Genomic DNA, 24,401 nt, shown 5'->3' on the forward strand with positions numbered 1-24,401 from the left:
TCCGGTGCCGTGGGCAAGCACCCGCTCCTGCGCGGGATCGGGTTCGAACTGGAGAGCCGGATTCGGTGCCACAGCCTGATGCTAGCGCCCGGGTGTGACAGGCCGGCATCGGCCCTGGACAGGGGAGCCGCCAAGGAACGAGAATCCCGTGTCCGGTGCCGGGGGTCTGCGGCCAACGCGTCCCTCCTCGCGCCTGCTCGAGTCGAAAGGAGATTCGCATGCGACGGTTCCTGGTGGCGCTCGCGGCCGCCGCCCTGGTCGGGTCGCTCGGGGCCCCCGGCGTGGCGGCGGGGCCCACATCGGCCAAGGCTGCCAAGGCCCACGGGGGCCCGGCCTCGGAGCCCAAGCAGTTCCCGTTCGGGGTGGGGGCCAACGACGTGACGTCCACCTCGGTCCTGCTGTGGACCGAGACCACGGCCTCCAAGGTCACGCTCACGTGGAGCACCAGCAAGACGTTCTCGAAGGGCGATCACTCGCGCGGGGTGAAGGTCCCGGCGGCCCACGACGGGACCGTCCTGGTCGAGGTGAGCAAGCTCAAGCCCAACACGAGCTACTACTACAAGTTCACCGGCGGAGGCGGAACCAGCCGCGTGGGGCACTTCCGGACCGCGCCGTCGGCTTCCTCGGACGCCAGCCTGACGTTCACGTTCAGCGGGGACCAGGACGGCACGCCCAAGCCGGGGGACCCCTCCGTGACCTGCTCCGGCGAGAAGGACTTCCAGTCCTTCGCCACGGCCCTGAAGAACCCGGGGGCCTTCTACGTGAACCTGGGCGACACCATCTATGCCGACTCCAGCTGCCTGAAGAAGCCCGACACCACCCTGGCCCAGTACCGTCAGAGCTACCGGAAGAACCTGTCGTTCCCGTCGCTTCGAAACCTCCGCGCGGCGCTCCCCTTCTACACGCAGTGGGACGACCACGAGGTCCGCGACAACTTCGACGCACAGACCCTCAGCCCCAAGCTGCTGGCGAAGGGCCGTCAGGCGTTCGAGGAGTACGACGGCATGGCCGCCCCCAGCAAGAAGCTGGGGTTCTACCGCACGTTCCGGTGGGGCAGCCAGGTCCAGATCTTCATCCTGGACGAGCGCTCGTTCCGGACGATCGAGGCGGACAAGATGGACACCAACGGCGACGGCACGCCGGACTGCACCAACCCGGCGACCGGCCACATCGACCTGGTCCCCACCCTGTCGCAGGACGTCCGGGACTCGTTCGCGTCCCAGTTCGCGGGGAGCGGGCTGGACCAGCCCGTCCCGGCGCTCTGCACGGCCGACCTCAACGCCACCGGGCGGACCATGCTCGGCAAGGCGCAGCGGGCCCGGTTCGAGAGGGACCTGAAGGCCAGCACGGCCACATGGAAGATCGTCTTCACGGAGGACCCCATCCAGCAGTTCTACGCCCTGCCGTACGACCGGTGGGAGGGGTACCGCTGGGAGCGCCAGCAGGTCATCGACTTCGTCGACACGAACAACGTCGACAACGTGGTGTGGCTGGCCACGGACATCCACGCCTTCCTCGCCCACACCGTTGACGACAACACCGCCACGCCCGGCAGCCCCAGCGACCCGCCGAACTGCTCCGGGGTGCAGGGGATGTGCGAGTACACCGTGGGCCCGGTGGCCACGGACACGTTCGCGGCCGAGATCAACGGGTTCCTGGGACAGCCGGGTTGCACCAGCGGCTGCCCGGACGGACTGGTCCGCTCGTTCCTGGTGTTCGTGAACAAGAACCTGTGCGCGGGGATCAATCCCTACGGGTTCGGGAGGGTGGTCATCGACTCCAAGAAGCACACGCTGTCGGTGTTCCCGATCGGCGAGGACGGGACGCCGGTGGCCGGGAACGGCAAGCCGGGCGTGGGGTTCTACAGCGACTGCTACGACCTGCACCTCAGGGCCGCGTAGCGCAGCGCCCGGAGGCGGCCGGTTTCGGTCCGACCGCCGAGGGTAGACAACCTGAGGTCAACAGAAGGAGATGAACCGCCATGGACATCGGCCTTCTCATCCTTCGTGTGGTCGTCGGAGCGCTGTTCGTCGGCCACGGGACCCAGAAGCTCTTCGGCTGGTTCGGCGGCTACGGGGTCCAGGGCACCGGTGGATGGCTCCATGGAATGGGATTCCGGCCGGGGCAGCCCATGGCGGTCCTGGTCGGGGTGTCGGAGGCGGGCGGCGGCCTGCTCCTGATGCTCGGCCTGCTCACGCCGCTGGGTTGCGCCGCGATCGTCGGCGTGATGACCACGGCGATCCTCGCGGTGCACGCGGAGAAGGGAATGTGGAACACGAACGGCGGGATGGAATTCCCGCTGGTCATGGGCATCGTCGCCGTGGCCATCGCGTTCGCCGGGCCCGGGGCCTACTCGGTCGACCACGCCATCGGCTCGGGGCTGGCCGGGACCGGCTGGGGCGTCGCCGCGACCCTGCTCGGCCTGCTGGGCGGCATCTCGGTCAACGCGTACCGCCTGGAGCGGCTGCGGCGGTCAGCCCAGCCGGCGGCCGGGGAGGAGCGCCGAGCGGCCTAGCCTCCTCCGCCGAAGAGCCTCCGAGACCAGCGGCCGGAACGTTCGCCGGGCTCGATGCCGTTCGGGGGGATGGCCACGCGCATCCACCGCGACAGGTCGTTCGGCGTGATCGAGCCGACCAGCTGCCCGTCCCGGAGGACGATCGCCGACTCGCCGCCGCCGACCAGCTCGGCCACCCGGTCGAGGCGCTCCGTCTCCGTGACCGCGTTGGCGTCCTTCAGTGGGATCACGGCGTCCCGGACCGGACGCATGGGGTCGCGCCTCCCGATCCGCCGGGCCGAGGCGAACGAGAGCATCCCGATGACCCGTCCGTCCTCCACCACCGGGAACACCTGCTCCTCGTGCCCCGCGAGGTAGGTGAACAGGGCCTCGGAGAGCGTCATCCCTGCCGGGATGGCCCGGGGCGGTGGGCTCATGGCCTCGGCGGCCGTGCCGGCGGCCAGCAGCCGCCGGAGGCGCCGCTGCCGTAGGGACCCCTGGGCGGCCTGGAGCAGGAACCACCCGATGAAGGCGAGCCACAGCCCGCCCCCGAAGTCCCGCTGCGTGGCCTCCACCAGGCCCGCGACGATGAGCCCGGCGGCCACCACCGAGCCGGTCCACCCGGCGACCCCGGTGGCCCGATCGAGGTCCCCGGTGATCCGCCACACGATCGAGCGGAGCAGCCGCCCGCCGTCCAGCGGGAACCCCGGCACCAGGTTGAAGGCTCCGAGGATGAAGTTGATCCACCCGAGGTCTCCGAGGGCCCCGGCCACCGATGGCGAGATCACGCTCCCGGTCTTCGACAGGCCCCAGAACAACGCGCCCAGGGCGAGGCTGGTTGCCGGCCCGGCCGCCGTGACCAGGAACTCGTCCTTCGGCCCCTTGTCCTCGATCCGGGCGCTGGTTGCCCCTCCGAACAGCCACAGCGTGATCCCCGACACCGGGATCCCGCGGGCCCGGGCCGTCCCGGCGTGGGCCAGCTCGTGGGCCAGCACGGATCCGAAGAACAGGGCTGCCGCGAAGACGGCCAGACCGAGCATGGCGCCGCGCCCCAGGTGCCGGTAGGGAGCCTCGACGTCGAACCGGTACCAGAACGAGTACGTGATGAAGACAGCGATGAACGTCCACGACCTGTCTACGCGAATGGCGATCCCGCCGATGGTGGCGATCTTCCAGGACCTGCCGAACACCCGCGCCCTCCCGGAGGTCTGCTTGGGCCAGGGTACCCCGGAGTGCTCTGATACCGGTGGGGCCGCTAAACGATCGGGCCAGACGAGGCGTTCATGGGGTGGATGAGGGAGGCGGGCGGCCGGGTGACCGAGCGGGCCACGGAGGCGGCCACGCGGAGCTTCGAGGACTTCTTCCGCGCGGAGCACGCCCGGCTGCTGCGAGCCCTGTTCTTGGTGACCGGGAACGAAGGCGAGGCGGAGGATCTCATGCAGGAGGCGTTCCTGAAGATGTGGGAGCGGTGGGACCGCGTGCGGCATCTCGACGACCCCACGGGCTACCTGTACCGCACGGCCATGAACGCCTTCCGGAGCCGGTACCGGCGAGCCGCCCGCGCAGCCCGGCGAGTGGTCGGGATGGCGCGTGGGGCGGACGCCTTCGAGGCAGCCGACGAGCGCGATCTGGTGGCGAGGGCGCTGGCCACGCTCACGCCCCGGCAGCGGGCCGCGCTCGTGCTGACGGAGATGGTCGGCTACGACTCCGAAGAAGCGGGCCGAGCACTCGGGGTGAAGGCCGTCACCGCCCGGGTGCTGGCGTCCCAGGCCCGCGCGGCGCTACGACAAGTGCTGGAGCGAAGCGATGACTGAGCTCAAGACCGTGCTGGACCGAGTCGCGGAGCGAATCGCGCCCCGGCCGGACGCCTTTGGGCGGCTGGCCCGGCGTAGGGTGGCTCGCCGTCGACGGCATCGCATAGAGGCCGGAGCGGTTGCGGTGCTCATCGCGATCGCCGGGTTCGCCGGCGCCGTCGTGGCGTTCCGAGGGACCTCGCCGCGAGTGTCCATCGGGAGCACAGTGTTCCGGGAGGGGACGGCCGCCTGGAGGATCCGCTACCCGGCGCGGTGGCATTTCGTGAGCTTCGGGGACCAGGCCCGGACGACCGAGATCGGGGCCCGCCTCGCCAACTTTCCGGTCCCCGGCGTCGATGCGGGCGCCAACGGAGCGGACTCGTTCCTCGGCCTCCTCAGCTCGTTCCCCTCCGACGGGGTGATGCTCCAGATCTGGCAGTCGTTCCGGGGATTTGGGATCGTGGCGGTCGAGCAGCGTCCGGACAACTCGTTCCCTGTGAGCCTCGCGAACCTCCATCCCATCAGGCGGTACGTGGGAGGAAATGAGCCCGTTCCGCACTTCGGGACGATCCTCGCGAACGGTGACGACTACGGGGTCGCCGCGTGGATCGGGCCCCATGCCTCGGCGGCCGACCGGTCCGCGCTCCAGTCCGCGCTTCAATCGTGGACTTTCTTGCCGCTTCGGGAGGCCTCCGTCATCGGGAGCCAGGTCGACTTCTACGTCCTGGGGAGGCCGGATCAGTATCCGGTCGGCTCCGTCCTCCGGTTCGGTTCCGCCGAGCTCCCGCCGAATCCCCATGGGGTCGTCCGCCCGTTCTACCTGGTTCACGCGCCGCAGGGGTTCTACGCGGTCGCCGCGGACCACCAGGGGTGCAGCACCGTCATCTACGACGCGAACGCGCAACAGTTCGCCTGTCCCGGGGGTCCCCGCTGGAGCCTGGACGGCACGCTCGTTTCCAACCCGGATCCGGCACGATTTGGCTACCTCGGGCACCTGGACATTCTCATGGTACGGATCTCCCTGGACGGGCACGTGCTGGCCTCGAATGAAGCCTTCGTCCCCAATGTCAATGCCGACCTCCAGCTGACCGGTTCCGGCCCCCAGCCGTCGCCCTCGCACCCGGGGGGCGCGTTCCAGTGGTGCCCGGACACGGCGAACTCGCTGCCGCCCGGGCCTGACGCGGCGGCGGAGGCCGGCAGCGCGGCGCTGCAATTCGCCAGGGCCTATGCGGCCGGGGACGAGGCGACCGCCCGCTCCCTGGCCGACGACGGGGCCTTCGACCACGCCTCGTGGAGCGTGTCCGGGTCGCCGGACGCGATCAGCGTGCAGAACGCGGTGGCGGCCCAGCAGGACGACCTGGTGACCACCGGCTGCGGGCCGGAGGTCGCCGCGCGAACCTACGCCGTGACCCTCGACGACGGTACCGACAGCGCTAGCCTGGACTTCACCCTGTACCTGATCCAGCGCCCGGACGGCTGGAGGGTGTGGGGCTCGTACTGACCGGCACAGGCTGCCACGAGATGCCCAGCACGCCGTTCTTCACCAGGATGACCGGGTCGGTTCCGTCCGGGTTCATCACCACCAGCCCGCCGGGGCCGCCGTTCCTTCCGGACACGTAGGCGATCTTCGTGCCGTCCGGGGACCATTCCGGGTACAGGTTCGTCGCCCCGGCCCCGCCGTCGGTCAGCTGGCGCACGTGCGAGCCGTCCGCGTCCATCACGTAGATGTCGGACTGCGGGCCCACGCCCTGCCGGGTGAAGGCGATCCGGGTGCCGTCGGGCGACCAGTGCGGGTCGTAGTCGTGGCCGGTGTGGGTGAGCCTGCGCACGTCGGAGCCGTCCGCGTTCATGACGAAGACGTCGAAGCCGGAATCCGTCCCCTGGTCGAAGAGGATCTGTGTCCCGTCCGGCGAGAACGCCGCGGAGAAGACGGCGCGAGCTCCTGGGGCCTCCGTGCTGTAGACGGTCCGGTCGTCGGATCCGTCCCTCCGCACGATGTGGATGGCTGAGGTCTTGCCGTTCTTGGCCGCGTAGGCGAGGGTTGACCCGTCGGGAGACCAGGACGCCTGGCTGACGTTGTCCGCCGACGCGACCCGATGCGGGTCCGACCCGTCGGCGTCCATGACCCAGATGGTCCGGTCGCCTTCTGCCGGAGGGAAGATGGTAACCGCGAGCTGCATGCCGTCGGGCGACCACGCGAGCAGCCAGGCGTCCCCCGGAGCCGGGATGGCCGCACCCGCCGAACCTTCCGGCGTGATGGTGTGGATGACCGAGCCGTTCGCGTAGGCGATGAGCCCGTTGGCGTGGGGAACGATGGGAGCGGGCGACAGACCCCCGGCCGGCGTCCCATGGCCGCTCCGCGGGAACACCCTGACCAGCAGGTAGGTCCCGGCGACCGTGCCCACCGCCACGGCGAGGGCGAGCGCGACGGTGGCGAGGCGCTTACGAGCCCGGCGCCGGGCCGCCCGGCGGAACACGATTTCCACGACGCCATCGGGACTTCCTGGCTCCGCCAGCCGGCGGAGCTCGTCCCGGAGCCTATCCTCCACGTTCGCCATCCGGGGCGACCTCCTCCATCTCCACGTCCGGCACGCCCAGCGCGGCCGCCATCGCCGACCGCGCCCGATGCAGCAGGCTCTTCACGGTTCCTTCAGGGGCCGCCATGGCGTCCGCCACCTCCGCCACGTCGAGATCCAGGTAGTACCGAAGCACGGTGGCCTCCCGCTGGCGGCGAGTCAGTCCTCGCAGGACCCGGGCCAGGTCGATCCGGTCGGCCCCGGGCACCGCGTGGTCGAACGGGGTTGATCCGCCCAGCCGGCTTCGAGCCCGCGCTTCGGCCCGGATCCTCCGCAGACCGCTTCGGGCCAGGTTCAGCGACACCGTCGTCACCCAGGCGGCCAGGTTCTCCACGGACTGGCCGCGGGTCGATCCCTCCCACGCCCGGCCCAGCGCCTCCTGGACGGTGTCCTCGGCGGCCGCCCGGCTCCCCGAGATGAGCGAGACCGCGCCGACCAGCCTCGGGTACTCGGTCTCGACGAACTCGCGGAGCCTGGCTTCGTCCAACGGATCGGAGCCCTTCTCGTAGATGCATCCCTCCGACGCACGAAGCGTGGCATGGGTTGCATGCCTGCACGGGCTGGATACGGGCCGGGACCGGATCGCCTTCGTCGCCGGGTGCGGCTACGGGACGTTGCGCGCGTTCGGGTGGAACCCCTCGCTGTCCACGCCCCAGCTGACGATCCGCCTGGGGCGGATCCGGAAGAACTGCGGCGCGAAGTTGGGGAACCTCGGGTTGATCGAATCGCCGCCGGTCTCGTGGAGCTCGGCCTCGCCGCGGACCTCGACCGCCCGGGCCCGCCGCGGAGGCCCCACGATGACGTCCTCCACCAGGAAGGTGACCTTCGGGTTCCCCTGCGCGTCACGCCACTTCTTGCCGGCGGCGAAGTTGATCCCGCCCACGTCGAGGGCGTCCTCGTCCTGGTTGAACCAGTACGTCACCGGGATGACGTGGGGCTGCCCGTCCCGCCCCACGGTGGCCAGGTATCCTCGGCGCTGGCCCTGCAGGTACTCGATCTCGGCGGCAGTGAACGCGCTCATCCTCGGGCCTCCTTCACTCGAGCAGCGTGGCCAGCTGCTGGGCGCTCTTCACCGCGAAGTTCCGGTAGCAGTTGTTCATCAGGACGTGCGTCTCGCGGGCGCTCTCGGCGAGCTCCCGGACCCGGGGAACCCACTCCTCGAGCTCCTCCTTCGAGTAGTCGTAGCGGAACCGCTCCGCCGCGGACACGTTCTTCTTCGTCCATTGCCCCGGATCGCGGCCGTGGAACCGCACCAGGGCCAGGTCCTTCGCCGTCGTCGCCGCCACCGGCGGGATGCTCGAGTCGAACCCCTGCGGCATGTCCACGCACACGTACGGCAGGGCGTGCTCCTCCAGGAACGAGAGGGTCTCGTCGCGGTTGCGCTCCTCCATCCAGCTCTTGTGGCGGAACTCCACGGCCACGCGGTAGTCGGGCAGGCGTTCGGCGCATTCGACCAAGTAGTCCTTGTTCTTGCGGCCGATCACGAACCACTGCGGGAACTGGAACAGCACCGCGCCGAGCTTCCCCGCGGAGTGCAGCGGCATCAGCGAGTCGCGGAAGCGCTGCCACACCTCCTCCACCAGCTCGGCCGGTAGCTGTTCCCGGTACACGTTGCGCTTGCCGGCCTGCTCGGGGGGCAGCCGGTCCCGGACATCGCGATACAGCGAGTCCGGCTTCGTGGGGTGGTTCGTGAGCAGCGCGTAGGCCTTGACGTTGAAGGTGAAGTGCGCGGGGGTCCGTTCGATCCACAGCGCGGCGTTTCGCTCCGAGGGCGGCGCGTAGTAGGTCGAGTCGACCTCGACGATGGGGAACTGCTCGGCGTAGAAGCGCAGCCGCTCCTCGGCGGTCATGGTCTTCTTCGGGTAGAAGGTGCCGTCCTTGACCAGCGTCGGCTCGGTCCAGCCGGTGATGCCGATCAGGATCTCGCCCATCCGCCCGGGATCGGTCCTACAGGACGGTGTCTGCCAGCAGGTCCACCTCGGCTGGATCGGGGATGGTGGGGTCGAACATGAGCTCGTCGATCCCGGCCTCCTCGAACTTCTCGACCGTCTCGCGGACGGCTTCCGCCCCCCGGGGAAGGTACTCGGCGAAGTCCTTCTCGAATCCGCCGAGGTACGCGTAGTAGTCCAGGATGGTCCGCTTGGAGGTCTCCACGTCCGGCCCCATCCCGAAGTAGGACAGCGCCACGATGCGGGGCTGCCCTTCCTTCCCGGCCGCCTTCCAGGCCTCCCGAACCTGCTGGGCGAAGGGGCCCGCCTGCTCCGCCGGCCCGCCTCCCGCGGTCCATCCGACGCCCCATTTCACGATGCGGTCGAAGCATCCCGGGAAGTTCCCGCCGATCATGATGGGGATGCCCTCGTCACGGACGGGCCGCGGCCCGATGGGCTTGTCGGAGCCACTCACGGGCTTGCCGCTCCACGCCTCCTGGAGTGTCTGGAGCTGCTCGTCGAACCGGTGCCCACGGTTCTCGAAGGGCTGCCCCGCCGCCTCGTAGTCGTCCGGGCGGTTGCCCACGGCCAGCCCCAGGGTCAGCCGGCCGCCCGAGATCTGGTCGACGCTCGCCGCCTCCTTGGCCAGCAGGACGGTGTTGCGGGTGGGGGCGAGCAGGATGTTGGTGAAGAGCTCGACGCGCTCGGTGACGGCCCCCGCCGCCGCCAGCGCCACCAGCGACTCGTAGCTCGGATAGGCCACCCGGTCGATGGTGGCGAGGGTGGTGAAGCCCCGGGCCTCGGCCCGCCTGGCCCATTCGACCAGGACGGAGCCCGGCGTGCCCGGGATGGTGTTCGGAAGGCCGATACCGATCTTCATGCGGAATCCCTCCTGGAGACGGGGGCGCCCGAGTTCAGCATAGGAGGAATCCCGGGAATGGCGTTCGGGGCGGTCAGCGGGAGGGCTGGCTCGTTCCCGACCGCCGAACCCCGCCCAGCAGCATGGCCACGCCGAACCCGATCAGCAGTGCCGGGAGCAGGAAGGTGGCGTTGATCGTCCACACGTCCAGCTGGTCCAGCAGGAACGCGATCCCCGCCACCGCGAAGAAGATGCCGATCCCGACCGCACCGATGCTCAGGTTCCCCTTCATGTCGCTAACCTCCCTTGTGGACGGTGACCTGGCCGACGCCGACCGACAGGCCCAGGATGACCTTTGGCGGGCCGCTTCCATGGAAGAACGTGTGGTCCACGTCCAGGCCGCTCTGGGTGTGGCTGAACGCAGAGACCTGTCCGGCTCCCGCCCGGGCGTGCACCCGCACGTTCGCGCCGTCGGGAACGAGGACCACCAGCTGCCCCACGCCGACGGTGGCCCGCAGCTTGGGCGAGCCGTTCCCGAGGTTGACGTGGCGGAGGTCGATGGTCATCTGTCCGACGGCCATGCGGTAGGTCTTCCCGAGCGCCTTGGCCGACACGGGATGCACGGTCTGGCTCCCGATGCCGCCGGCGATGTCGATGCGCAGGGCGGCCGCGGCGGTGAGGATGGCCGCGAGGATGACCCCGAGCAGCATCAGGCCCCGGTTCATCCCGCCGCGCAGCCCCAGCAGGAGGAGGCCGCCTCCCACGGCCACGAGGGCGAGCGAGAGCAGCACGCCCCAGTTGACCTTGGTGGAGTTGGTGACGTCGAGCAGCCACGCGATGCCGCCCAGGACGAGGATCGCCCCCACGACCAGCCTGGCGGGCGAGAATCGGGGAGTCTTCGGAGCGGGCTCCTCCTTCTTCACCCTCTGGATCCGTGTGGTGGGGGCGGTGGACGAGGGCCTCTCGGAGGGCCCCTCTGAGGGCCCCTCGTGCCCGTCCTTCGACGGTTCTTTGGGCGCTTCCTCCGCCGTCGCCGCGACCGCCGCTTGCGTGTCGGACGCGGCCCCAGACGGCGACGTAGCGGTCTGCTGCGATGCGCCGTCAGGCGCCCGGGCGCTCTCCTCCTGGCGTGCCTCCGGAACCTTGACCACCTGCTCCTGCGTGGCCTCCCGGCCGTCTCCGTCGCCGGTGGCAGGCGCTTGCTCCCGATCTTCCTGGTCCGTCGTCTTGGTACCGGTCGGGCTGTCCACCCTCCTCACCCCTTCCACTCGCGGGCGCTGAAACGTTTCCCCGTTTTGGGCGCCGTCATGCTTCTTTTCGTGAAGGGGTCGTTCCGGGCTGAAGGGGTGGAAGGGGGTGTTCGGGGGCCGGACTACTCCTCGGTGCCGTCCCGGCGGGCCCGGATCAGCTCGAGGACGGCCCGGCGGTCGGCCTGTCCCATGGCCACGACCACGTCGTCGTCGAGCATGGCCCGGCCCCGGGTGGTGGACAGGTCGTAGCGTTCGACGTCCTCGATCTCGGCCACCGGGTAGCCGTCGTCGTTGATCAGGACGAGCTTCACGCGCGGGCCCCCTTCGTGACGGAGCCTATGTACCCAAGGCGAGCCCCGTCACACCGGTGCGAATGGGACAACGGTGAGGAATCGGCCCTCACCGGCTGGTGAGCAAGCCCGCCAGTTGATGGACCACGACGTAGCCTACGCCGGCGGTCAAACCGAAGAAGACGGCCAGGAGCAGCCCCATCAGGACCGCCAGCCTGAGCACGCTGGCCACGGCCCACAGGACGGTCCCCCGACGGAGACTTGCACTGTGACGCGGCCGGTACGACCACGCTCTCGTCGCGTCGCTCATCGGTCCAAGGGTCGGGCGCTCAGACCCGCGACTTGAGGGCTGGGAACGCGAAGCGCGTCTTTGTATGATCGCGAGGATTCCGGGCACTGCTCGTCTCGGTGCTACCCCCGATCGCTGGTCGAGGGGACGCGTTCATTGTGGGGGAGGGCTTGACGTCGATCGCGGACCGTCGAACGAGGGAGCCGAGGTGGGCTGGCTCCGGGTGAACCTCCAGCGCCGGGCCGACGGTGTCGCCGTCGTCCTGACCGGAGAGCTGGACCTCGCTGAGGTCGGCCGGGTGGCCCGGCGACTGGCCAAGGTGGAGCAGGAAGCGCCGCCGGTCGTGTACGTCGACCTCAGGAAGCTGACGTTCCTGGACTCCTCCGGCCTCCAGGCCCTGGTCGACGTGGATGCCCGGGGACGAGCGGCCGGGCGCCGGGTCTTGTTCATCCGGGGGCCCCGCACGGTGCAGCGGGTGTTCGAGGTGACCCGGCTGGAAGAGCGGGTGGAGTTCCTGGAGGACCTCCCGCTGGAGTGACGCACCCCCGGAAAGCGGAAACCGCCGGAACCCGAAGGTCCCAGCGGTCTCCAACGCGGACTCTGCCCGATCCCGCGCCGGTTGTCAAGTCCGAGTTCAGGGCGATCGCGCCACTCAGCCCGCCCGCCGGTCGATCTCGCCGCGCCAGTCTCCCGCCTCTTCGAGCACCTTGCCCCCATGCGTGAGTGAGAAACCCCGCAGGGCATGTCCGGGCGCGTTCCCCAGGGGTACATTCACTCCGATGGGTGAGGGACCGTGGATCTGGGAGCTCCGGAACCCGGACGGGGGCTCCATGGGGCTCGAGTTCGCCCGGGGCCAGATGGATCCGCATCTCGAGGTGCTGGCCCACTCCGTTCCCGAGCGCGTCGACGTGGAGGTCCGGACGCAGGACGGCGAGCTGGTGGCTCGGGGCATGGGGCTGCGTCACGAGGCCGTCACGCCCATGTCGCGGCTGACCGTCTCGGGGGCCGAGGTGGGCAGGGCGAACGTGTGGCCGGGGCCGGAGGACGAGGGCAAGCCGGTGATCCTCCCCGGAGGCGAGGTCGGCCTGCTGCTCAGCTGGTGGAACGCCGACGACCACTCCGAGTGGCGCTGGAGCATCGAGCTTCACAATCGCATCCGCTGATTCGAGCGGTCTTGTCGCTTTCGTTCACGGGCAGGCTTTTTCAGGAAGGCGTCGATTCCTGGGAGGTGAGCCATGGCGACGCGGAAGCAGGTACGGGCCGCGAAGCGCAACGTGAAGAAGGCGATCTCGGCGGCCAAGTCCCAGCGCACCATCGCCAAGCTGCCCAAGGCGGTGCGAAGCGACCTCGGCCGGCAGGCCGCGAAGTCCAGGGCCCGGGGCGGCAAGCCCGGCCGGAACCTCGAGGACCGGACCCGCCAGGACCTCTACGAGGTGGCCAAGCGCAAGAACATCGCGGGCCGGTCCAGCATGGGCAAGTGGGACCTCATCCAGGCCATCCGCAAGGCCGGCTAGACTCGGCCCCCCAGGTCAGGCCGGCCGGTACCAGTCGGTCACCTGCGACCAGTCGGGGTGGCCCGGGCCCCCTGACACCTTCCCCAGGTCGGCCACCGGGCCGACGATCTTCCCCGGCTTCCCGGTCTGGGGGTCGATAGGGACGAGCAGTACCTCGCCGGCCGAGTTCGGCTCCAGGCCCCGCTGGACCACCAGCAGGAATCGGCCGTCGGAGGACCACCGCGAGTCCTCGAACGCCGCGTCGGTCACGTCCGTGAGCCGCTGACGGTCCTTGCTCCTGGTGGAGAGCAACCACAGCGAGCGGACCCCGTAGCCCGGCGGTGTCTCGGCGCGGTTCGGCGTCGCGGTCGCGGCGATCCACCGGCCGTTCGGCGAGCAGGCCGGCCAGATCCAGCTCCGGATGAAATCGGCGGAGACGTTGTGGAACTGCCAGGCGGGCGGTTCCGAGACCAGGATCTGGTTCCCCTTGCTGGGCTGCCCCTTGCTCCCGCCGGAGAAGGCGAGGTCGGGTCCGCACCAGGACAGGAAGTCCCCGTACGGAAGTACCGGATTGAACACGTTCAACCAGTTGCCTCCGCCGGCCGGCACCGCGTTGAGCGGGGCCGCCGGGCCCTTGAGATGCGACCAGAACACCACCCACCGGCCGTCCGGTGACCAGCCGGCGACCTCCGGCGACGCGTGGGTGCCGGAGGACGCCCGGTACACGGTCCGGCTGGCGCCGCCCGGCACGTCCACCACGTCGATGTGATCGCCCACGTCGACTGCCAGCTGGCTTCCGTCCGGGCTGAAGGCGAGGTGCCCGACCCCCGTCCCGTCTGGGAGCAGTGAGCGTCCCGGCTGCGTGGGCCCGCCGATCTCCACACCCCCCCCGTCGGTCACGGCGGCCAGGACGTCGTCCGAGGGCGACCACTGCCACACGGCCGGCTGCCCCACGGGGTGCAGGACCTGACCTCCGTTCGCCCCCACGACGCCTCCGGCCCCGAACGCCACCCATCGTCCGTCGTGGCTGAACCGCACCGGACCGGCGGCGGCCTTCGCGACCAGCGTGCGGCTGTGGCAGCCGTCGAGGTCGAACGTCCGGAGCGTTCCGTCCTGGACCCATGCCAGCACGCCCAGCCGGGTGGTGCCGCCTGCCCGGGCCGCCGCGCGAGCGCTCGCGCAGCGGGCAGCCGGCGTGGGGCTCGGCGACGTCTTCGTGGTCCCGGCGTGCCTGGCCTTGGTCACGATGGAGGGAATGAGGATGGCGGCCGCGGTCGCGCCGCCCCCCACGATCAGCACCACCACCGCGATGCCGATGACGCGCCGGATGCGGCGGGTGCGTCGGGCGCGCCGGGGGCGAAGGACGGAGGGCCGGAACGGATCCCACATCTTCGATGTCATGACACGTCCAGCGGGCCGCCGGTTCAAGTGTTCGGCCGGAATCCGTGGCAAAGAAATCGCGCGGGGCAGCGTCGCCGGCCCCCGCTGCGCTACCGTAGGGCCTCATGGAGCCGGCGCCGAGCTCGCCCATACGCCGGACGACGCCCGGCATGCGCGCGGTCTTCTTCGTCGGCTCCCTGCTGGTGACCCTGGCCGGACTCCAGCTGTTCGTGGGCACCGACCACACGGACAAATACTTCGCCTGGACCATCCAGGTCCCCCTGACCGCGGCGTTCCTGGGGGCGTTCTACTTCACGGCCCTGTCCCTGGCGCTGCCCAGCGGGTTCGCCCTGGTGTGGGCACGGGCTCGGGTGGGCGTTCCGGGCGTGGTGCTGTTCCTGTGGCTGACCCTGCTCGCCACCCTGCTGCACCTCGGACTGTTCCACCTGCACGCCCCCGGCCTGGTCAGCCGGACGGCGGCCTGGCTGTGGCTGATCGTCTACGTGCTCGCGCCTCCGGCAGCGACCCTGCTGTGGATCGCCCAGCTGAGGACGGCCCGCGGGGTGGGGGTCGACCCGCCCCGGGCTGCCTTTCTTCCTCGCTGGCTTCGCGCGTTGCTGGCCGTCCAGGGGGTGATCGTGCTGGGTGTCGGCGGGGCGCTGTTCGTGACGCCCGGGACCGCCACCCACCTGTGGCCGTGGGCGCTCACCCCGCTCACCGCCCAGGCCATGAGCGCGTGGATGGCCGGTCTCGGCGTCGTCCTCCTGACCGCGGTCTGGGAGAACGACTGGACCAGAGTCCGCCCGGCCCTGTTCGCGTACGTGGGCCTGGGCGCGCTCCAGGGCATCGCGCTCGCCAGGTACGGTGACCTGGTCCGGTGGGGTCAACCCTCGGCCTGGCTGTACGTGGCGGTGCTGGCGTCGATCCTCGCGGTCGGGATTTACGGACTGCTGGCATCGCGAGGGACGACCGCTCTCGATTTCCCTCGGTCCGGCGCCATCTCCTAGGCCATCCGGCCCGTAGTACCTCTGGACGCCCCTTCTGTCCGTCATTCCAGCGCCCCACAGGAGGTCACATGGCAAGAGCAACCCGTCCCTACCGGATGGCCGGCCTGGCACTCGCGGGGGCCCTCGTGGTGTTCGCCACGACCCTCGGCACGGCCCTGGCCATGGGCCATCATCCCAACGCGAAGGCCGCCGAAGGTGAGTGCACCCTGGGCGGCCCGGAGTGCATCAACATCGGGATCACCGACGGGTGGTTCCAGGGGAGCACCGTCGAGTTCCAGTACTCGCACGACTTCTTCTGTGCGGAGCCTCCGCCCTCGTCGGCGTCCTCGAGCTGCGAGGCCGGAAGCGCTCCGCGGGTCGACCCGCCGTCCGGCGATGTCGGGGCTCCCGTGTGGGTGCTGATCCCGAAGGGATTCACACCGGACCAGTCCACGCTGCACTGCCCCGTCGCCGGGATGTGCATCGACCATCCCGACACGATCGATCTGTCCCGGGTGGGAGGCCAATCGAACGCGACCTTCCCCGCCCACAGCGTCCTGATCGACGACAACGAGGAGCTGAACTCGGTGTGGTGGCCGGTGAAGGTCGTGTTCGTCACCAGCCAGGACGGCTGGAACACGCTCGTGGCGGGCCAGAGCCTGTCCACGCTGCGGGCTGTCCAGCACGCCGGTGAGGCCTCGAGGGACATCGACACCAACCTGTTCCTGTGGTTCGAGGTGTACACGCCCGAGAGCTAGATGTAGCTCCCACGCCCGCGGAAGCGACCCGGGCCCCGGCGACATGCTGCCGGGGCCCGTTCGCGTCAGGGCTCTGGAACTCCGGGGGTCGAACGGGGTTCAATCCCTCCGGCAACGGAGGAGGGCAAGGGATGGGAAACGCGGTAGTGCATTTCGAGATCGGCGGGCCCGACGACCAGCCGCTGGTCGCGTTCTACGGGGAGCTGTTCGGCTGGGGCCTCCGAACCAGCCCCACCGGGAACTACACACTGGTGGACACGCGCAGCGGCGGCGGGATCAACGGCGGGATCGGCAAGAGCCGGACCGGCGAGCCGTGGTCCTCGTTCTACGTCGAGGGCGACGACCTACAGGCCATGCTCGACCGGGCCGAATCGCTGGGGGGGAAGACCGTCGTCCCGGTCATGTCGCTCGGTTACGTGACCTGGGCCATGCTCGTCGACCCGGACGGCCTCCTGGTCGGCCTGGTTGAGAGCGCCGAGCCGACGGAGACCACGCCACCGGGCCCTTCCGCGGGTGACCGCGCGCCGGTCGACTGGTTCGAGGTCCTGGGGTCGGACGCCCAACGGACCCAGCGCTTCTACTCGGAGCTGTTCGGGTGGACCGTGGACGAGTCTGGCCCTCCCGGCTACTGGCTGGTGGACACGGGCGCCGGCCGAGGGATCCAGGGTGGGCTGGGTTCGGGCACGGAGGCACGATGGGCCACCGTGTACGCCAGCGTCCCGGACGTCGAGAAGACGCTGGCCCGAGCGGAGGAGCTAGGCGGTTCCCGCGTGTACGGGCCCGTGCCCGTGGACGACCACATGGATACTGGCGCCTTCCGCGACCCCGCCGGCAACGCCTTCGGCGTCTACCACCACGCTCCGCACTGAGGCCGAACGTGCGCGCATTGGCCAGGGTGGTCGGGGCCCTTGGGGCCGTGCTGGTCCTGCTGGCGGGCTGTTCCCGAGCGAACGCTGGGAGGCATCCGACGGCCCCGGCCCCCGTCATCTCGGCCGGCGGAGGGGGTGTCGCTTCGAACGCGGTGCCGGGTTCGACGCCGACGCCATCGCCGGCCGCCACCCGGCGGCCGCTGCCGGCCCGGTTCCTGGGAACGGTCTCGTCGATCCCGCCCGGCCTGGCCGGATCGATGCGCGGCCGGACGTGGCATCCGGGATGCCCGGTGCCGCTGCCCGATCTCCGGTTGCTCACGCTCCGGTACTGGGGGTTCGACGGCCGCGTCCACCAGGGGCCGATGGTGGTGAACGCGACAGCGGCGGACGAGGTGGTGACGGTGTTCGGGCGGCTGTTCCGGGCCCGCTTTCCCATCGAGCGGATCCACCTGGCCATCCCGTTTCGAGGCGTGGATGCTCCGCCCACCGACCGGCGCGACTTCACCATGGGGTTCAACTGCCGCCCCGCACTCACGGCCCGCGGGCCTCTGGCGAGCTGGTCGCAGCACGCGTACGGGCTGGCCATCGACGTCAATCCGCTCCAGAACCCGTACGTGGCCTCCGACGGGTTCATCCGCAACTACCATTCGCGCCGCTACGGCGACCGCCCGCAGCATCTCCGTGGCATGATCCATCCCGGCGACGCGGTGGTTCGAGCGTTCACCTCCATCGGCTGGACGTGGGGCGGCGATTGGAGCGGCGACCAGGACTACATGCACTTCAGCCTGACGGGAAACTAGCTGTTAGCGGCCACGTTCTCAGGGGGTCGAACATGGGGTGTTCCTTTTGCGGCAAGTCCCAAAGGGCAGTGAAGAAGCTCGTCCATGGCCCGAGGGACATTGCCATCTGCAACGAGTGCATCGCGTTGTGTTCGGAGATCATGAATGAGGAACTCGGCGAAGCGTGGGACAAGACTCCCGCGCTTCATGAGGGCGAGATCCGCCTGGACTTCGAACCAGGCGGCTAGGGTCGCCACCATGGGCAAGCGATTCGACCCGAAGCATTGGCCTCAGACCGCCCGAACGAGATGGCGCAACTGGCGCACTCGTAAGGAGGTCGTCCCCCTCCAAGAGGTGGAGGCCATGTACTTCGATGAGCACGGCCACCCGCACAAAGGGGTCGGGCTCATGGGCTACGTCGACATCCCCCGCCGGAGGCGCAAGCGGCCTCGCTGATTCGCTAGTCGAGCAGCGTCCGCGAACGTCCGGCAGGGTCCCAGCTCTTGGACGGCAGGCTCCCGACCGGACTCACGACTCGCGGAGTTGCACGGCCCACCGGCTGGCTGACATGACCTCGGGCTGAGAGCGTCAGCCTTCGGTCGGTCCAGCAGCTTCTTCCGAGGCAGCGGTCGTGGGCGTCTCGCGGGGTCGGCGCGCCGCAGTGGCGGTCTTCTTTGGCCTTCCCCTGCGCTTCGCCGTGGTGGCAGCGGACTTCGGCGGCCGTCCCCGACGCTTGGCCGGAGCTGCAACCACGGTTCCACGCCGCCGACCCGGTCGAGGAGCCCTGCCACCGGCGGCGAGTTCTTGGAGATGGATCTCGCAATAGTCCTTCTGCAAGCTCCTTCGTCCGATCTTGAATGTGACCGTCTGCACGGCTGGTCGCCCGCAGATGTCGCACACGAGGATCGTCCGTTCTGCCATGAAGCCTCCTTCAGCCTGGGTGGCGGAGCGTAACATGCCAGTAGTTGCCAAGCGCATGCGAGACGAGGTCGACCGTTTTCCCCTGGGTGTCTATGTGAAGTTCCTCGACACCTGCTGATCGCCTACCCTCTGCGGCGATGGGCGTCCGCTTCGGGGAGCCTTCCAGACCGGACCAGACGGCCGACGGGCCGGCCGGCGCACGTCGCCATGAGCGCTGGTTCGTCCCGCCGCGATTGCAGACGGTCGCGGAGGAAGCGGAGCCGAGACACGCCTCCTGGCTGGAGCTCTTCTTCGACCTCGTGTTCGTCGTCGCGATCACCGAGCTGTCGCGGGAGCTAGTGGCCGACCACTCCGCGGGCGGTTTCCTCCGGTTCGCGGCGCTGTTCTTCCCCGTGTTCGTGGCCTGGCAGGGCTACATGGCCTACGCGGACCGCTTCGACACCGACGACCTGCTGTTCCGGGCGGCCTACTTCGCGGCGATGCTGGCGATCGCCGCGATGGCGGTGCTGATCGGTGACGTCGCCGACGGGCGCCACAGTGCGCAGTTCGCCATCGCGTACGTGTGCCTGCGCTCGTTCATGCTCGTGCTCTACCTGCGGGCGTGGCGGGCGGTCCCGGAAGCTCGCCCGCTGGTCAGGTTCTACGGCATCGGCTACGCCACGGGGGCCGCCTTGTGGCTGATCTCGCTCGCCCTCCCCACGCCGTCCCGGTACGCCCTGTGGGTGGTCGCGCAGGTGCTCGAGCTGAGCCTTCCTCCCCTCACCACCCGGATCCACCGTCGAGTGCGCACGAGCGCCAGCCATCTCCCCGAGCGGTGGGCCCTGTTCACGCTGATCGTGCTGGGCGAGTCCGTCGTCGCCGTCGCCGTGGGGACGGCGGGTACGCATTGGCGACCGGACTCCGTGGCGGCAGCGGTCCTGGGCTTCATCGCCGTCGCGGCCATCTGGTGGCTGTACTTCGACCGGCAGGCGAACGTGGTCCTGCACGGGTCCACCATGTCCGTCGTCGTGTACTCGTACGCGCACATCCCCCTGCTGATGGGCCTCGCGGCGCTGAGCGCGGGCCTGCGGCTGGTGATCGACCGGGCGGGACAGGGACACCTGGGGGCGGGGGCCGCCGCGGCGCTCCTGGGCGGAGCGGTGCTCTACATGGTCGCGCTGGTCGGCACGCGATCGGTGACCCTGGGTGGACGCCGACGCGTCGGGGTGTCGCTGAAGCTCGGCGCTGCGGCGATCCTCATCGGCATCCTGGCGGCCCAGGGCGCGCTGCCTCCGCTTGCCGTGGCGGCCGGGCTGGCCGGCGTGCTGGTGGCGGTGGTGTTCCTGGAGCGGACCCTGATCCAGCCCTCCCCGCCGGCTTCCTGAACGCTTCGGTCAGGAGGGCGACGGCGGCCGGTAGGAGGTCCGGAGCATCGCGTCGTACATCCGGTCTGGGAGGACCTTCCGGAGCACCAGGAAGCCCCGGATGGGGCCGGGGACGACGTAGCGGGTGCCGCTTCGCTTCGCGGAGGCAGAGCGCTCGATCGTTCGGGCCACACGCTCCGCGCTGACCGCGAACCGGGACATGGGGCCGGTGTACGCACCGTGGATCGTCGCGGCGAGGCCCGCGTTGAAGGCATCGTAGGGCCCTGCATCGTCGCTTTCCGGCGTGGCCTCCCCGATGGTGCCGAGGGCCGTGTCGGCGAACCGCGACTGCACCAGCCCCGGCTCGATCACGATCACGTCGACCCCGAACGGCCGGACCTCGAACCGGAGGACGTCGCTGAACGCCTCCACGGCATGCTTGGACGCGTGGTAGAAGGCCCCACCGGGGAAGGTCACCCGGCCGCCCATCGAGCTCACGTTCACCAGCTTGCCCCAGCCCTGCCGCCGCATACCGGGCAGCACCAGCTGGGTCAGGCGGGCCAGCCCGAAGAAGTTCGTCTCGAATTGCCGGCGGACATCGTCGAGGTCGGCCTCCTCGGCGGCCCCATGCAGGCCGAAGCCGGCGTTGTTCACCAGCACGCCGACGGCGTCCTCGGCGCCTTCCACCGCCTGGACGGCCTCTCGCATGGATGGCTCCGAGGTCACGTCCAGAGCCAGGATCCGGCACCCGGATGCCTCGAGGTCCCGGATCGAGTCGAGGTTGCGAGCCGACGCGTAGACGGTCCAGCCACGCTGGGCGAACCGCTCCGCCGTGGCCCGCCCGATCCCGGACGAACAGCCGGTGATGAGGACAGCACGAGAGGGAGGCCGCCCGGACTCCACCCGAGGGACTCTACCGTTCGTCAGCTCAACTCACTGCGATCGCCACCGGCGGGGACCAGTTCGAATGCGTGTTGTCGGACGTCTTCCTGAGGCGGGCCCGGAAGAAGTAGCCACCCGGTCCCTCGTTTGGCGTGAACGTCGTGCTGGTCGCGGTCTGGTTCGTCAACAGGTCGACGAAGTCGGCGTCGGTGGGGCCGTTGACCTGGACGTCGAAGACGAACCCGGACGGAGGAGGCGCCGAGGACCACGTGATGGTGAACGACGTGGACGTCGTGCCGCTGGTGGGGCTGGCCTGGACGGGGACGGCGATCGCACCGCTGACGTTGGGACCGGAACCGTCCAGACCGTTGTAGTAGCGGTAGGTGCCCGCCCCTACGAACGTGAAGGTGTACATGGAGCCCAGGCCCTTGGTCCCCGACGCGAACAGCCCCATGCCGGAGCTGTCGACGATGGAGACCTTGAAGCCGCCGTAGACGTTCCACCGGGCGGTGGTTCCCTGCGCCACATTCATCGTGCGTGGCACCGGGGCGCCGTCGAGGAAGAAGACGCCCGGGCCGGTGACCTGGATCCGCCCGATCTGCTCAGGCTCGCCGCTCCCCCCGCGATCGTCGGTGAACCACACGCTCCCGTCGGGGGCGGCCGCGATCATCGCCGGCGCTCCATGGCTGTCGGGCAGGGGATACTCGGTGATCACTCCGGCGGGGGTGATCCGCCCGATCTTGCCGCCGGCGTACTCCGTGAACCAGACGTTCCGGTCGGGCCCGGTGACGATCCCGCGCGGGGAGCTTCCGGGAGTGGGCACCGCGAATTCCATGATCGCGTCCTTGGGCGTGATCCGGCCGATCTTGTTGCCGGCGAGCTCCGTGAACCAGAGGTTTCCGTCCGGGCCGAACGTGATCTGGTTCGGTGCGCTGTTCGCGGTCGGCATCGGGAACTCCGTGATGGCGTGGGTCGTGGGCACGAGCCGGCCGATCTTGTTGCCGGCGAGCTCCATGAACCAGATGCTGCCGTCCGGCCCCGGTGTCACCCCCGTGGGCTGGCTGGCGGGCGTCGGGACGGTGACCTCCGTCCCCGCGGTGTTCGCGATCTTGTTGGCCGAGGTCTCCGCGAACCAGGTGCCTCCGTTCCCGACGCGATCGCCCCCAGGGTTCCTCCGCTCGGGTTGCGAACGCCTGACCAAGGATTCCCACGGCGGAGATACTCGCGATCCGGCTCTCGGGGATGGGGTCGTCCTCGATGAACACAAGCGTCTCGAGCCCGGCGGAGATGATCGCCGATGGGTGCCGGTCGTCCTCGGGCAGCGGGAACTCCGTGACGAGGCCCCCCGGGGTGATACGGCCGATCTGGTTCCCCCCGTACTCGGTGAACCACAGGTTGCCGTCGGATCCGGGGGCGATCCCGGTGGGGACGCTCCCCGTCGTGGGGATGGCGAACTCCATGATGGGCCCGACCGCGTTCGGCGCCGCCGCTCCACGGGAGCCCGACATGCCCACGAGCAGGACCAACGAGAGGGCGGCCAGGAACGCGATCCTGCCCCGGTGGCTCGCCCATACCAGGCTGATCATTCCGGGCTCCCTTCTGTGCACGAGCCGCTGTTCACATGATTTCTACTCCCTGCGGGGGAGCGGTGCCGGTTTCGGGACGAGGCGCATCAGCGCGACCACGAGGAGGGCCAGGGCCACGCCGACGCCGACGCCGGCCAGCCACTGGCCGATGGTGGCGCCGCCGACGCGCTGCCCTCCCTGACTGGGAACGAGCAGGCCCGGTTCGAGCGTTCCCATCGCCACGATCCGAAGCGTTCCCCGGACCTCGGCCACGATGGCCTCGCGCTCGAATTGCCGGCCGGAGACGCGTTCGACGCGGAGCGGGACGACGGTGAACTCCGGGGCGGACTGGCCCTTTCCCCCGATCCCGTACGGGCGGTGGACGAGCTCGCCTTTCCCGACCTCGATCAGGACGAGATCCCCGGGGTCTCGGCCGCGCCATCCGGGAAGAATGCGCTCGCTGAACGCGTCCACGGCGTACCTGCTGGGCCTGCCGGCGGCGCCCTGGTTCAGCGAGATCAGCCACCGCTCGACGACTCCTTCCGGGCGGTCGGTCCCGCCGCACGCGGGCAGGAGAGCCAGCAGCAGCGCTGCTCCGACCACCAGGCGCTTCCTGTTCACGGCATCCGCTCCGCGGCTGCGCGGTCCATGGCGCCCAGGTCCACGTTCCGCGTCTCGCCGAGGTAGCGGAACGCGATGACCAGCACCGGGATCATCGTGGCCACCAGCAGCAGGCTCATGGCGTCACCGATCGATCCGACCGGCCCGCTCCGGTGGTCGCCCAGGATCCCCACCACCAGAGGTCCCACGATGCCGCCCGGGATCTCGAACGAGTTCCGGCACCACGCGGCCGCCCGGCTCCGCACGTACGTCGGGAAGAACTCCGTGGAGAACGCCGATGTGATGGCGCCCGATCCCAGGCCGAAGAAGATGGCCAGGCACAGGAACGGGAGCATCACCGTGCCCGAGTGCACCTGGAACACCACCAGCCCGCACACGACGGTCCCCGCTCCGTACCCGATGAACACGGGCCGGCGCCCCCAACGCTCCATCAGTCGTCCGGCCGAGAGGAACCCCACCGCCCCCAGGATGCCCGCCGCCGCGATGTACAGGCCCGTCAGCGAGAGCGACAGCCCGACCTCCTGCTGCGCGTAGAACGGGAACCAAAACACCGCGGAGGACACGGCGGCGAACCGGAAGAAGTGCATCAGGCCGACCGACATCAGGTTGTAGCGGTACTCGGGCCGCCAGGGCTCCCGGAGGCTGGTGTGGTCCAGGCGCTGGCCGGCCTCGCTCGCGCGCACGGCGGCGTAGCGCTCGGTCTCACGGAGCCCGCGCCGGGCGATGCCGATCACGATCAGCGGCACGATCCCGACCAGGTAGAACGTCCGCCACGAGGTCGGGGCGTTCTGCAACCCGAGGAAGGCCAGGACCCCCACGAAGATGCCACCCAGCGTGTTCATCGACGTGACGATCCCGAGAGCCCGGCCCCTGCGGTCGGCAGAGAACTCCTCGACCACGATGGTGATGGCCACGGCCCACTCCGCGGCCAGGAAGGTCTCCGCGACGAACTGCGCCGCGGTCAGCCAAGCCAGGTTGGGGGACGCCGCGGTGAGGATGGTCCCGGCCGTGTAGCCGACCACCGTGATCAGCAGCAGTCGCCTCCGGCCGATTCGGTCCGCCTGGGCCGCCAGCAGGAACCCCAGGACCTGGCCAACGCCGACGATGCCGCGGACCAGACCCGCTTGCGTCTCCGACCCGCCGAGGTCGCCCAGGATCAGCGGAAGGACCAGCGCCAGCACGAACGAGTCGTAGCCGTCGAAGAACGTGGCCACCGACAGCAGCCCGATCAGCTTTCGCTGGTAGCGACCCCTGCCCTGATCCGCCTCGCCGTCCATGCGCTCCCCCCTTGCGGGCAGATTCTCGCCTGATCGGCCGTGGCGGGA

At 70.0% G+C, this 24,401-nt stretch carries 28 protein-coding genes and 1 pseudogene; 14 read left to right on the forward strand and 15 right to left on the reverse strand.

The features are described 5' to 3' along the window. Window positions 1-218 precede the first annotated feature (218 nt). The gene (locus M3Q23_11525; GenBank protein MDP9342695.1) at window positions 219-1,901 is read left to right on the forward strand and encodes an alkaline phosphatase D family protein; all 1,683 of its coding nucleotides are present in this window, start codon (window positions 219-221) and stop codon (window positions 1,899-1,901) included. Window positions 1,902-1,981: 80 nt separating this feature from the next. Next, the gene (locus tag M3Q23_11530; protein MDP9342696.1) at window positions 1,982-2,515 is read left to right on the forward strand and encodes a DoxX family protein; all 534 of its coding nucleotides are present in this window, start codon (window positions 1,982-1,984) and stop codon (window positions 2,513-2,515) included. Here the strand turns inward: M3Q23_11530 and M3Q23_11535 are convergent. Next, on the reverse strand, window positions 2,512-3,684 hold the full coding sequence (locus M3Q23_11535; protein MDP9342697.1) for a site-2 protease family protein: 1,173 nt from the start codon (window positions 3,682-3,684) through the stop codon (window positions 2,512-2,514). The genes M3Q23_11530 and M3Q23_11535 overlap by 4 nt on opposite strands. Window positions 3,685-3,777: 93 nt before the next feature. On the opposite strand from M3Q23_11535, the gene M3Q23_11540 reads away from it, so the two are divergent. Both M3Q23_11540 and M3Q23_11545 read left to right on the forward strand, forming a co-directional pair. After that, window positions 3,778-4,308, forward strand: a complete 531-nt coding sequence (locus tag M3Q23_11540; protein ID MDP9342698.1) for a sigma-70 family RNA polymerase sigma factor — start codon at window positions 3,778-3,780, stop codon at window positions 4,306-4,308. Then, a complete protein-coding gene (locus tag M3Q23_11545) occupies window positions 4,301-5,788 on the forward strand; it encodes a hypothetical protein (protein ID MDP9342699.1) in 1,488 nt (495 codons plus the stop codon). Before M3Q23_11540 ends, M3Q23_11545 begins: the two co-directional genes overlap by 8 nt. On the opposite strand, the gene M3Q23_11550 is transcribed toward M3Q23_11545, so the two are convergent. The 9 genes from M3Q23_11550 to M3Q23_11590 form a co-directional block, all read right to left on the reverse strand. Beyond that, the gene (locus M3Q23_11550) at window positions 5,733-6,845 is read right to left on the reverse strand and encodes a DPP IV N-terminal domain-containing protein (protein MDP9342700.1); all 1,113 of its coding nucleotides are present in this window, start codon (window positions 6,843-6,845) and stop codon (window positions 5,733-5,735) included. The two genes, M3Q23_11545 and M3Q23_11550, sit on opposite strands and share 56 nt — an antisense overlap. Then, entirely contained in the window at window positions 6,826-7,350 is a 525-nt protein-coding gene (locus M3Q23_11555; protein ID MDP9342701.1) for a sigma-70 family RNA polymerase sigma factor, read from the reverse strand. The genes M3Q23_11550 and M3Q23_11555 overlap by 20 nt, the downstream gene beginning before the upstream one ends. Window positions 7,351-7,467: 117 nt before the next feature. After that, window positions 7,468-7,884 (reverse strand): pyridoxamine 5'-phosphate oxidase family protein, encoded by a 417-nt coding sequence (locus M3Q23_11560; protein ID MDP9342702.1) that lies wholly within the window; start codon window positions 7,882-7,884, stop codon window positions 7,468-7,470. Window positions 7,885-7,897: 13 nt separating this feature from the next. Next, the gene (locus M3Q23_11565; protein ID MDP9342703.1) at window positions 7,898-8,794 is read right to left on the reverse strand and encodes a DUF72 domain-containing protein; all 897 of its coding nucleotides are present in this window, start codon (window positions 8,792-8,794) and stop codon (window positions 7,898-7,900) included. 16 nt (window positions 8,795-8,810) lie between these two features. After that, window positions 8,811-9,671, reverse strand: a complete 861-nt coding sequence (locus tag M3Q23_11570; protein MDP9342704.1) for an LLM class flavin-dependent oxidoreductase — start codon at window positions 9,669-9,671, stop codon at window positions 8,811-8,813. Window positions 9,672-9,744: 73 nt separating this feature from the next. Beyond that, window positions 9,745-9,942, reverse strand: a complete 198-nt coding sequence (locus tag M3Q23_11575) for a hypothetical protein (GenBank protein ID MDP9342705.1) — start codon at window positions 9,940-9,942, stop codon at window positions 9,745-9,747. A 4-nt stretch (window positions 9,943-9,946) separates the two neighbouring features. Next, the gene (locus M3Q23_11580; protein ID MDP9342706.1) at window positions 9,947-10,900 is read right to left on the reverse strand and encodes a LiaF-related protein; all 954 of its coding nucleotides are present in this window, start codon (window positions 10,898-10,900) and stop codon (window positions 9,947-9,949) included. Window positions 10,901-11,022: 122 nt separating this feature from the next. Then, window positions 11,023-11,211 carry a hypothetical protein gene (locus M3Q23_11585; protein ID MDP9342707.1) on the reverse strand — a complete coding sequence of 63 codons (189 nt, stop codon included), beginning with the start codon at window positions 11,209-11,211 and terminating at the stop codon, window positions 11,023-11,025. 88 nt (window positions 11,212-11,299) lie between these two features. Then, window positions 11,300-11,500 (reverse strand): hypothetical protein, encoded by a 201-nt coding sequence (locus M3Q23_11590; protein ID MDP9342708.1) that lies wholly within the window; start codon window positions 11,498-11,500, stop codon window positions 11,300-11,302. A gap of 187 nt (window positions 11,501-11,687) precedes the next feature. Between M3Q23_11590 and M3Q23_11595 the strand changes: the two genes are divergently transcribed. From M3Q23_11595 to M3Q23_11605, 3 genes are all read left to right on the forward strand, one after another. Then, complete coding sequence (locus M3Q23_11595; GenBank protein ID MDP9342709.1) at window positions 11,688-12,017, forward strand: STAS domain-containing protein; 330 nt, start codon at window positions 11,688-11,690, stop codon at window positions 12,015-12,017. 241 nt (window positions 12,018-12,258) lie between these two features. After that, on the forward strand, window positions 12,259-12,642 hold the full coding sequence (locus tag M3Q23_11600) for a hypothetical protein (GenBank protein MDP9342710.1): 384 nt from the start codon (window positions 12,259-12,261) through the stop codon (window positions 12,640-12,642). A 72-nt stretch (window positions 12,643-12,714) separates the two neighbouring features. Then, window positions 12,715-12,993 carry a hypothetical protein gene (locus M3Q23_11605; protein MDP9342711.1) on the forward strand — a complete coding sequence of 93 codons (279 nt, stop codon included), beginning with the start codon at window positions 12,715-12,717 and terminating at the stop codon, window positions 12,991-12,993. A 15-nt stretch (window positions 12,994-13,008) separates the two neighbouring features. Here the strand turns inward: M3Q23_11605 and M3Q23_11610 are convergent, their stop codons facing one another. Beyond that, window positions 13,009-14,373 (reverse strand): hypothetical protein, encoded by a 1,365-nt coding sequence (locus tag M3Q23_11610; protein MDP9342712.1) that lies wholly within the window; start codon window positions 14,371-14,373, stop codon window positions 13,009-13,011. 149 nt (window positions 14,374-14,522) lie between these two features. On the opposite strand from M3Q23_11610, the gene M3Q23_11615 reads away from it, so the two are divergent. The 7 genes and pseudogenes from M3Q23_11615 to M3Q23_11645 all read left to right on the forward strand — a co-directional run bounded on the left by M3Q23_11615 (window position 14,523) and on the right by M3Q23_11645 (window position 20,029). Then, complete coding sequence (locus tag M3Q23_11615) at window positions 14,523-15,359, forward strand: hypothetical protein (protein ID MDP9342713.1); 837 nt, start codon at window positions 14,523-14,525, stop codon at window positions 15,357-15,359. Window positions 15,360-15,427: 68 nt separating this feature from the next. Beyond that, on the forward strand, window positions 15,428-16,096 hold the full coding sequence (locus tag M3Q23_11620) for a hypothetical protein (protein ID MDP9342714.1): 669 nt from the start codon (window positions 15,428-15,430) through the stop codon (window positions 16,094-16,096). 131 nt (window positions 16,097-16,227) lie between these two features. Then, window positions 16,228-16,965 carry a VOC family protein gene (locus M3Q23_11625; GenBank protein MDP9342715.1) on the forward strand — a complete coding sequence of 246 codons (738 nt, stop codon included), beginning with the start codon at window positions 16,228-16,230 and terminating at the stop codon, window positions 16,963-16,965. A gap of 152 nt (window positions 16,966-17,117) precedes the next feature. Further along, entirely contained in the window at window positions 17,118-17,765 is a 648-nt protein-coding gene (locus M3Q23_11630) for a M15 family metallopeptidase (protein ID MDP9342716.1), read from the forward strand. Window positions 17,766-17,797: 32 nt separating this feature from the next. Then, window positions 17,798-17,920, forward strand: a pseudogene (locus M3Q23_11635) (hypothetical protein). Between the two features lie 82 nt (window positions 17,921-18,002). Then, entirely contained in the window at window positions 18,003-18,200 is a 198-nt protein-coding gene (locus M3Q23_11640) for a hypothetical protein (protein MDP9342717.1), read from the forward strand. A gap of 602 nt (window positions 18,201-18,802) precedes the next feature. Further along, window positions 18,803-20,029 carry a low temperature requirement protein A gene (locus tag M3Q23_11645; GenBank protein ID MDP9342718.1) on the forward strand — a complete coding sequence of 409 codons (1,227 nt, stop codon included), beginning with the start codon at window positions 18,803-18,805 and terminating at the stop codon, window positions 20,027-20,029. 9 nt (window positions 20,030-20,038) lie between these two features. On the opposite strand, the gene M3Q23_11650 is transcribed toward M3Q23_11645, so the two are convergent. The 4 genes from M3Q23_11650 to M3Q23_11665 form a co-directional block, all read right to left on the reverse strand. Next, entirely contained in the window at window positions 20,039-20,911 is an 873-nt protein-coding gene (locus M3Q23_11650; GenBank protein MDP9342719.1) for an SDR family NAD(P)-dependent oxidoreductase, read from the reverse strand. 25 nt (window positions 20,912-20,936) lie between these two features. Then, window positions 20,937-22,091, reverse strand: a complete 1,155-nt coding sequence (locus tag M3Q23_11655; GenBank protein ID MDP9342720.1) for a hypothetical protein — start codon at window positions 22,089-22,091, stop codon at window positions 20,937-20,939. A gap of 427 nt (window positions 22,092-22,518) precedes the next feature. Then, complete coding sequence (locus tag M3Q23_11660) at window positions 22,519-23,076, reverse strand: hypothetical protein (protein MDP9342721.1); 558 nt, start codon at window positions 23,074-23,076, stop codon at window positions 22,519-22,521. Further along, window positions 23,073-24,353 (reverse strand): MFS transporter, encoded by a 1,281-nt coding sequence (locus M3Q23_11665; GenBank protein ID MDP9342722.1) that lies wholly within the window; start codon window positions 24,351-24,353, stop codon window positions 23,073-23,075. Before M3Q23_11665 ends, M3Q23_11660 begins: the two co-directional genes overlap by 4 nt. Window positions 24,354-24,401: the final 48 nt, after the last annotated feature.

It is taken from the genome of Actinomycetota bacterium (assembly GCA_030774015.1).
GTDB lineage: Bacteria > Actinomycetota > UBA4738 > UBA4738 > JACQTL01 > JALYLZ01.

Excerpts from the sequence above, each read along its gene's own strand:
- M3Q23_11525 (MDP9342695.1), top strand. The coding sequence starts at position 219 with ATGCGACGGTTCCTGGTGGCGCTCGCGGCCGCCGCCCTGGTCGGGTCG.
- M3Q23_11530 (MDP9342696.1), top strand. The coding sequence starts at position 1,982 with ATGGACATCGGCCTTCTCATCCTTCGTGTGGTCGTCGGAGCGCTGTTC.
- M3Q23_11540 (MDP9342698.1), top strand. The coding sequence starts at position 3,778 with ATGGGGTGGATGAGGGAGGCGGGCGGCCGGGTGACCGAGCGGGCCACG.
- M3Q23_11545 (MDP9342699.1), top strand. The coding sequence starts at position 4,301 with ATGACTGAGCTCAAGACCGTGCTGGACCGAGTCGCGGAGCGAATCGCG.
- M3Q23_11550 (MDP9342700.1), bottom strand. The coding sequence starts at position 6,845 with ATGGCGAACGTGGAGGATAGGCTCCGGGACGAGCTCCGCCGGCTGGCG.
- M3Q23_11560 (MDP9342702.1), bottom strand. The coding sequence starts at position 7,884 with ATGAGCGCGTTCACTGCCGCCGAGATCGAGTACCTGCAGGGCCAGCGC.
- M3Q23_11565 (MDP9342703.1), bottom strand. The coding sequence starts at position 8,794 with ATGGGCGAGATCCTGATCGGCATCACCGGCTGGACCGAGCCGACGCTG.
- M3Q23_11570 (MDP9342704.1), bottom strand. The coding sequence starts at position 9,671 with ATGAAGATCGGTATCGGCCTTCCGAACACCATCCCGGGCACGCCGGGC.
- M3Q23_11575 (MDP9342705.1), bottom strand. The coding sequence starts at position 9,942 with ATGAAGGGGAACCTGAGCATCGGTGCGGTCGGGATCGGCATCTTCTTC.
- M3Q23_11590 (MDP9342708.1), bottom strand. The coding sequence starts at position 11,500 with ATGAGCGACGCGACGAGAGCGTGGTCGTACCGGCCGCGTCACAGTGCA.
- M3Q23_11600 (MDP9342710.1), top strand. The coding sequence starts at position 12,259 with ATGGGTGAGGGACCGTGGATCTGGGAGCTCCGGAACCCGGACGGGGGC.
- M3Q23_11605 (MDP9342711.1), top strand. The coding sequence starts at position 12,715 with ATGGCGACGCGGAAGCAGGTACGGGCCGCGAAGCGCAACGTGAAGAAG.
- M3Q23_11610 (MDP9342712.1), bottom strand. The coding sequence starts at position 14,373 with ATGACATCGAAGATGTGGGATCCGTTCCGGCCCTCCGTCCTTCGCCCC.
- M3Q23_11615 (MDP9342713.1), top strand. The coding sequence starts at position 14,523 with ATGCGCGCGGTCTTCTTCGTCGGCTCCCTGCTGGTGACCCTGGCCGGA.
- M3Q23_11620 (MDP9342714.1), top strand. The coding sequence starts at position 15,428 with ATGGCAAGAGCAACCCGTCCCTACCGGATGGCCGGCCTGGCACTCGCG.
- M3Q23_11625 (MDP9342715.1), top strand. The coding sequence starts at position 16,228 with ATGGGAAACGCGGTAGTGCATTTCGAGATCGGCGGGCCCGACGACCAG.
- M3Q23_11640 (MDP9342717.1), top strand. The coding sequence starts at position 18,003 with ATGGGCAAGCGATTCGACCCGAAGCATTGGCCTCAGACCGCCCGAACG.
- M3Q23_11645 (MDP9342718.1), top strand. The coding sequence starts at position 18,803 with ATGGGCGTCCGCTTCGGGGAGCCTTCCAGACCGGACCAGACGGCCGAC.
- M3Q23_11665 (MDP9342722.1), bottom strand. The coding sequence starts at position 24,353 with ATGGACGGCGAGGCGGATCAGGGCAGGGGTCGCTACCAGCGAAAGCTG.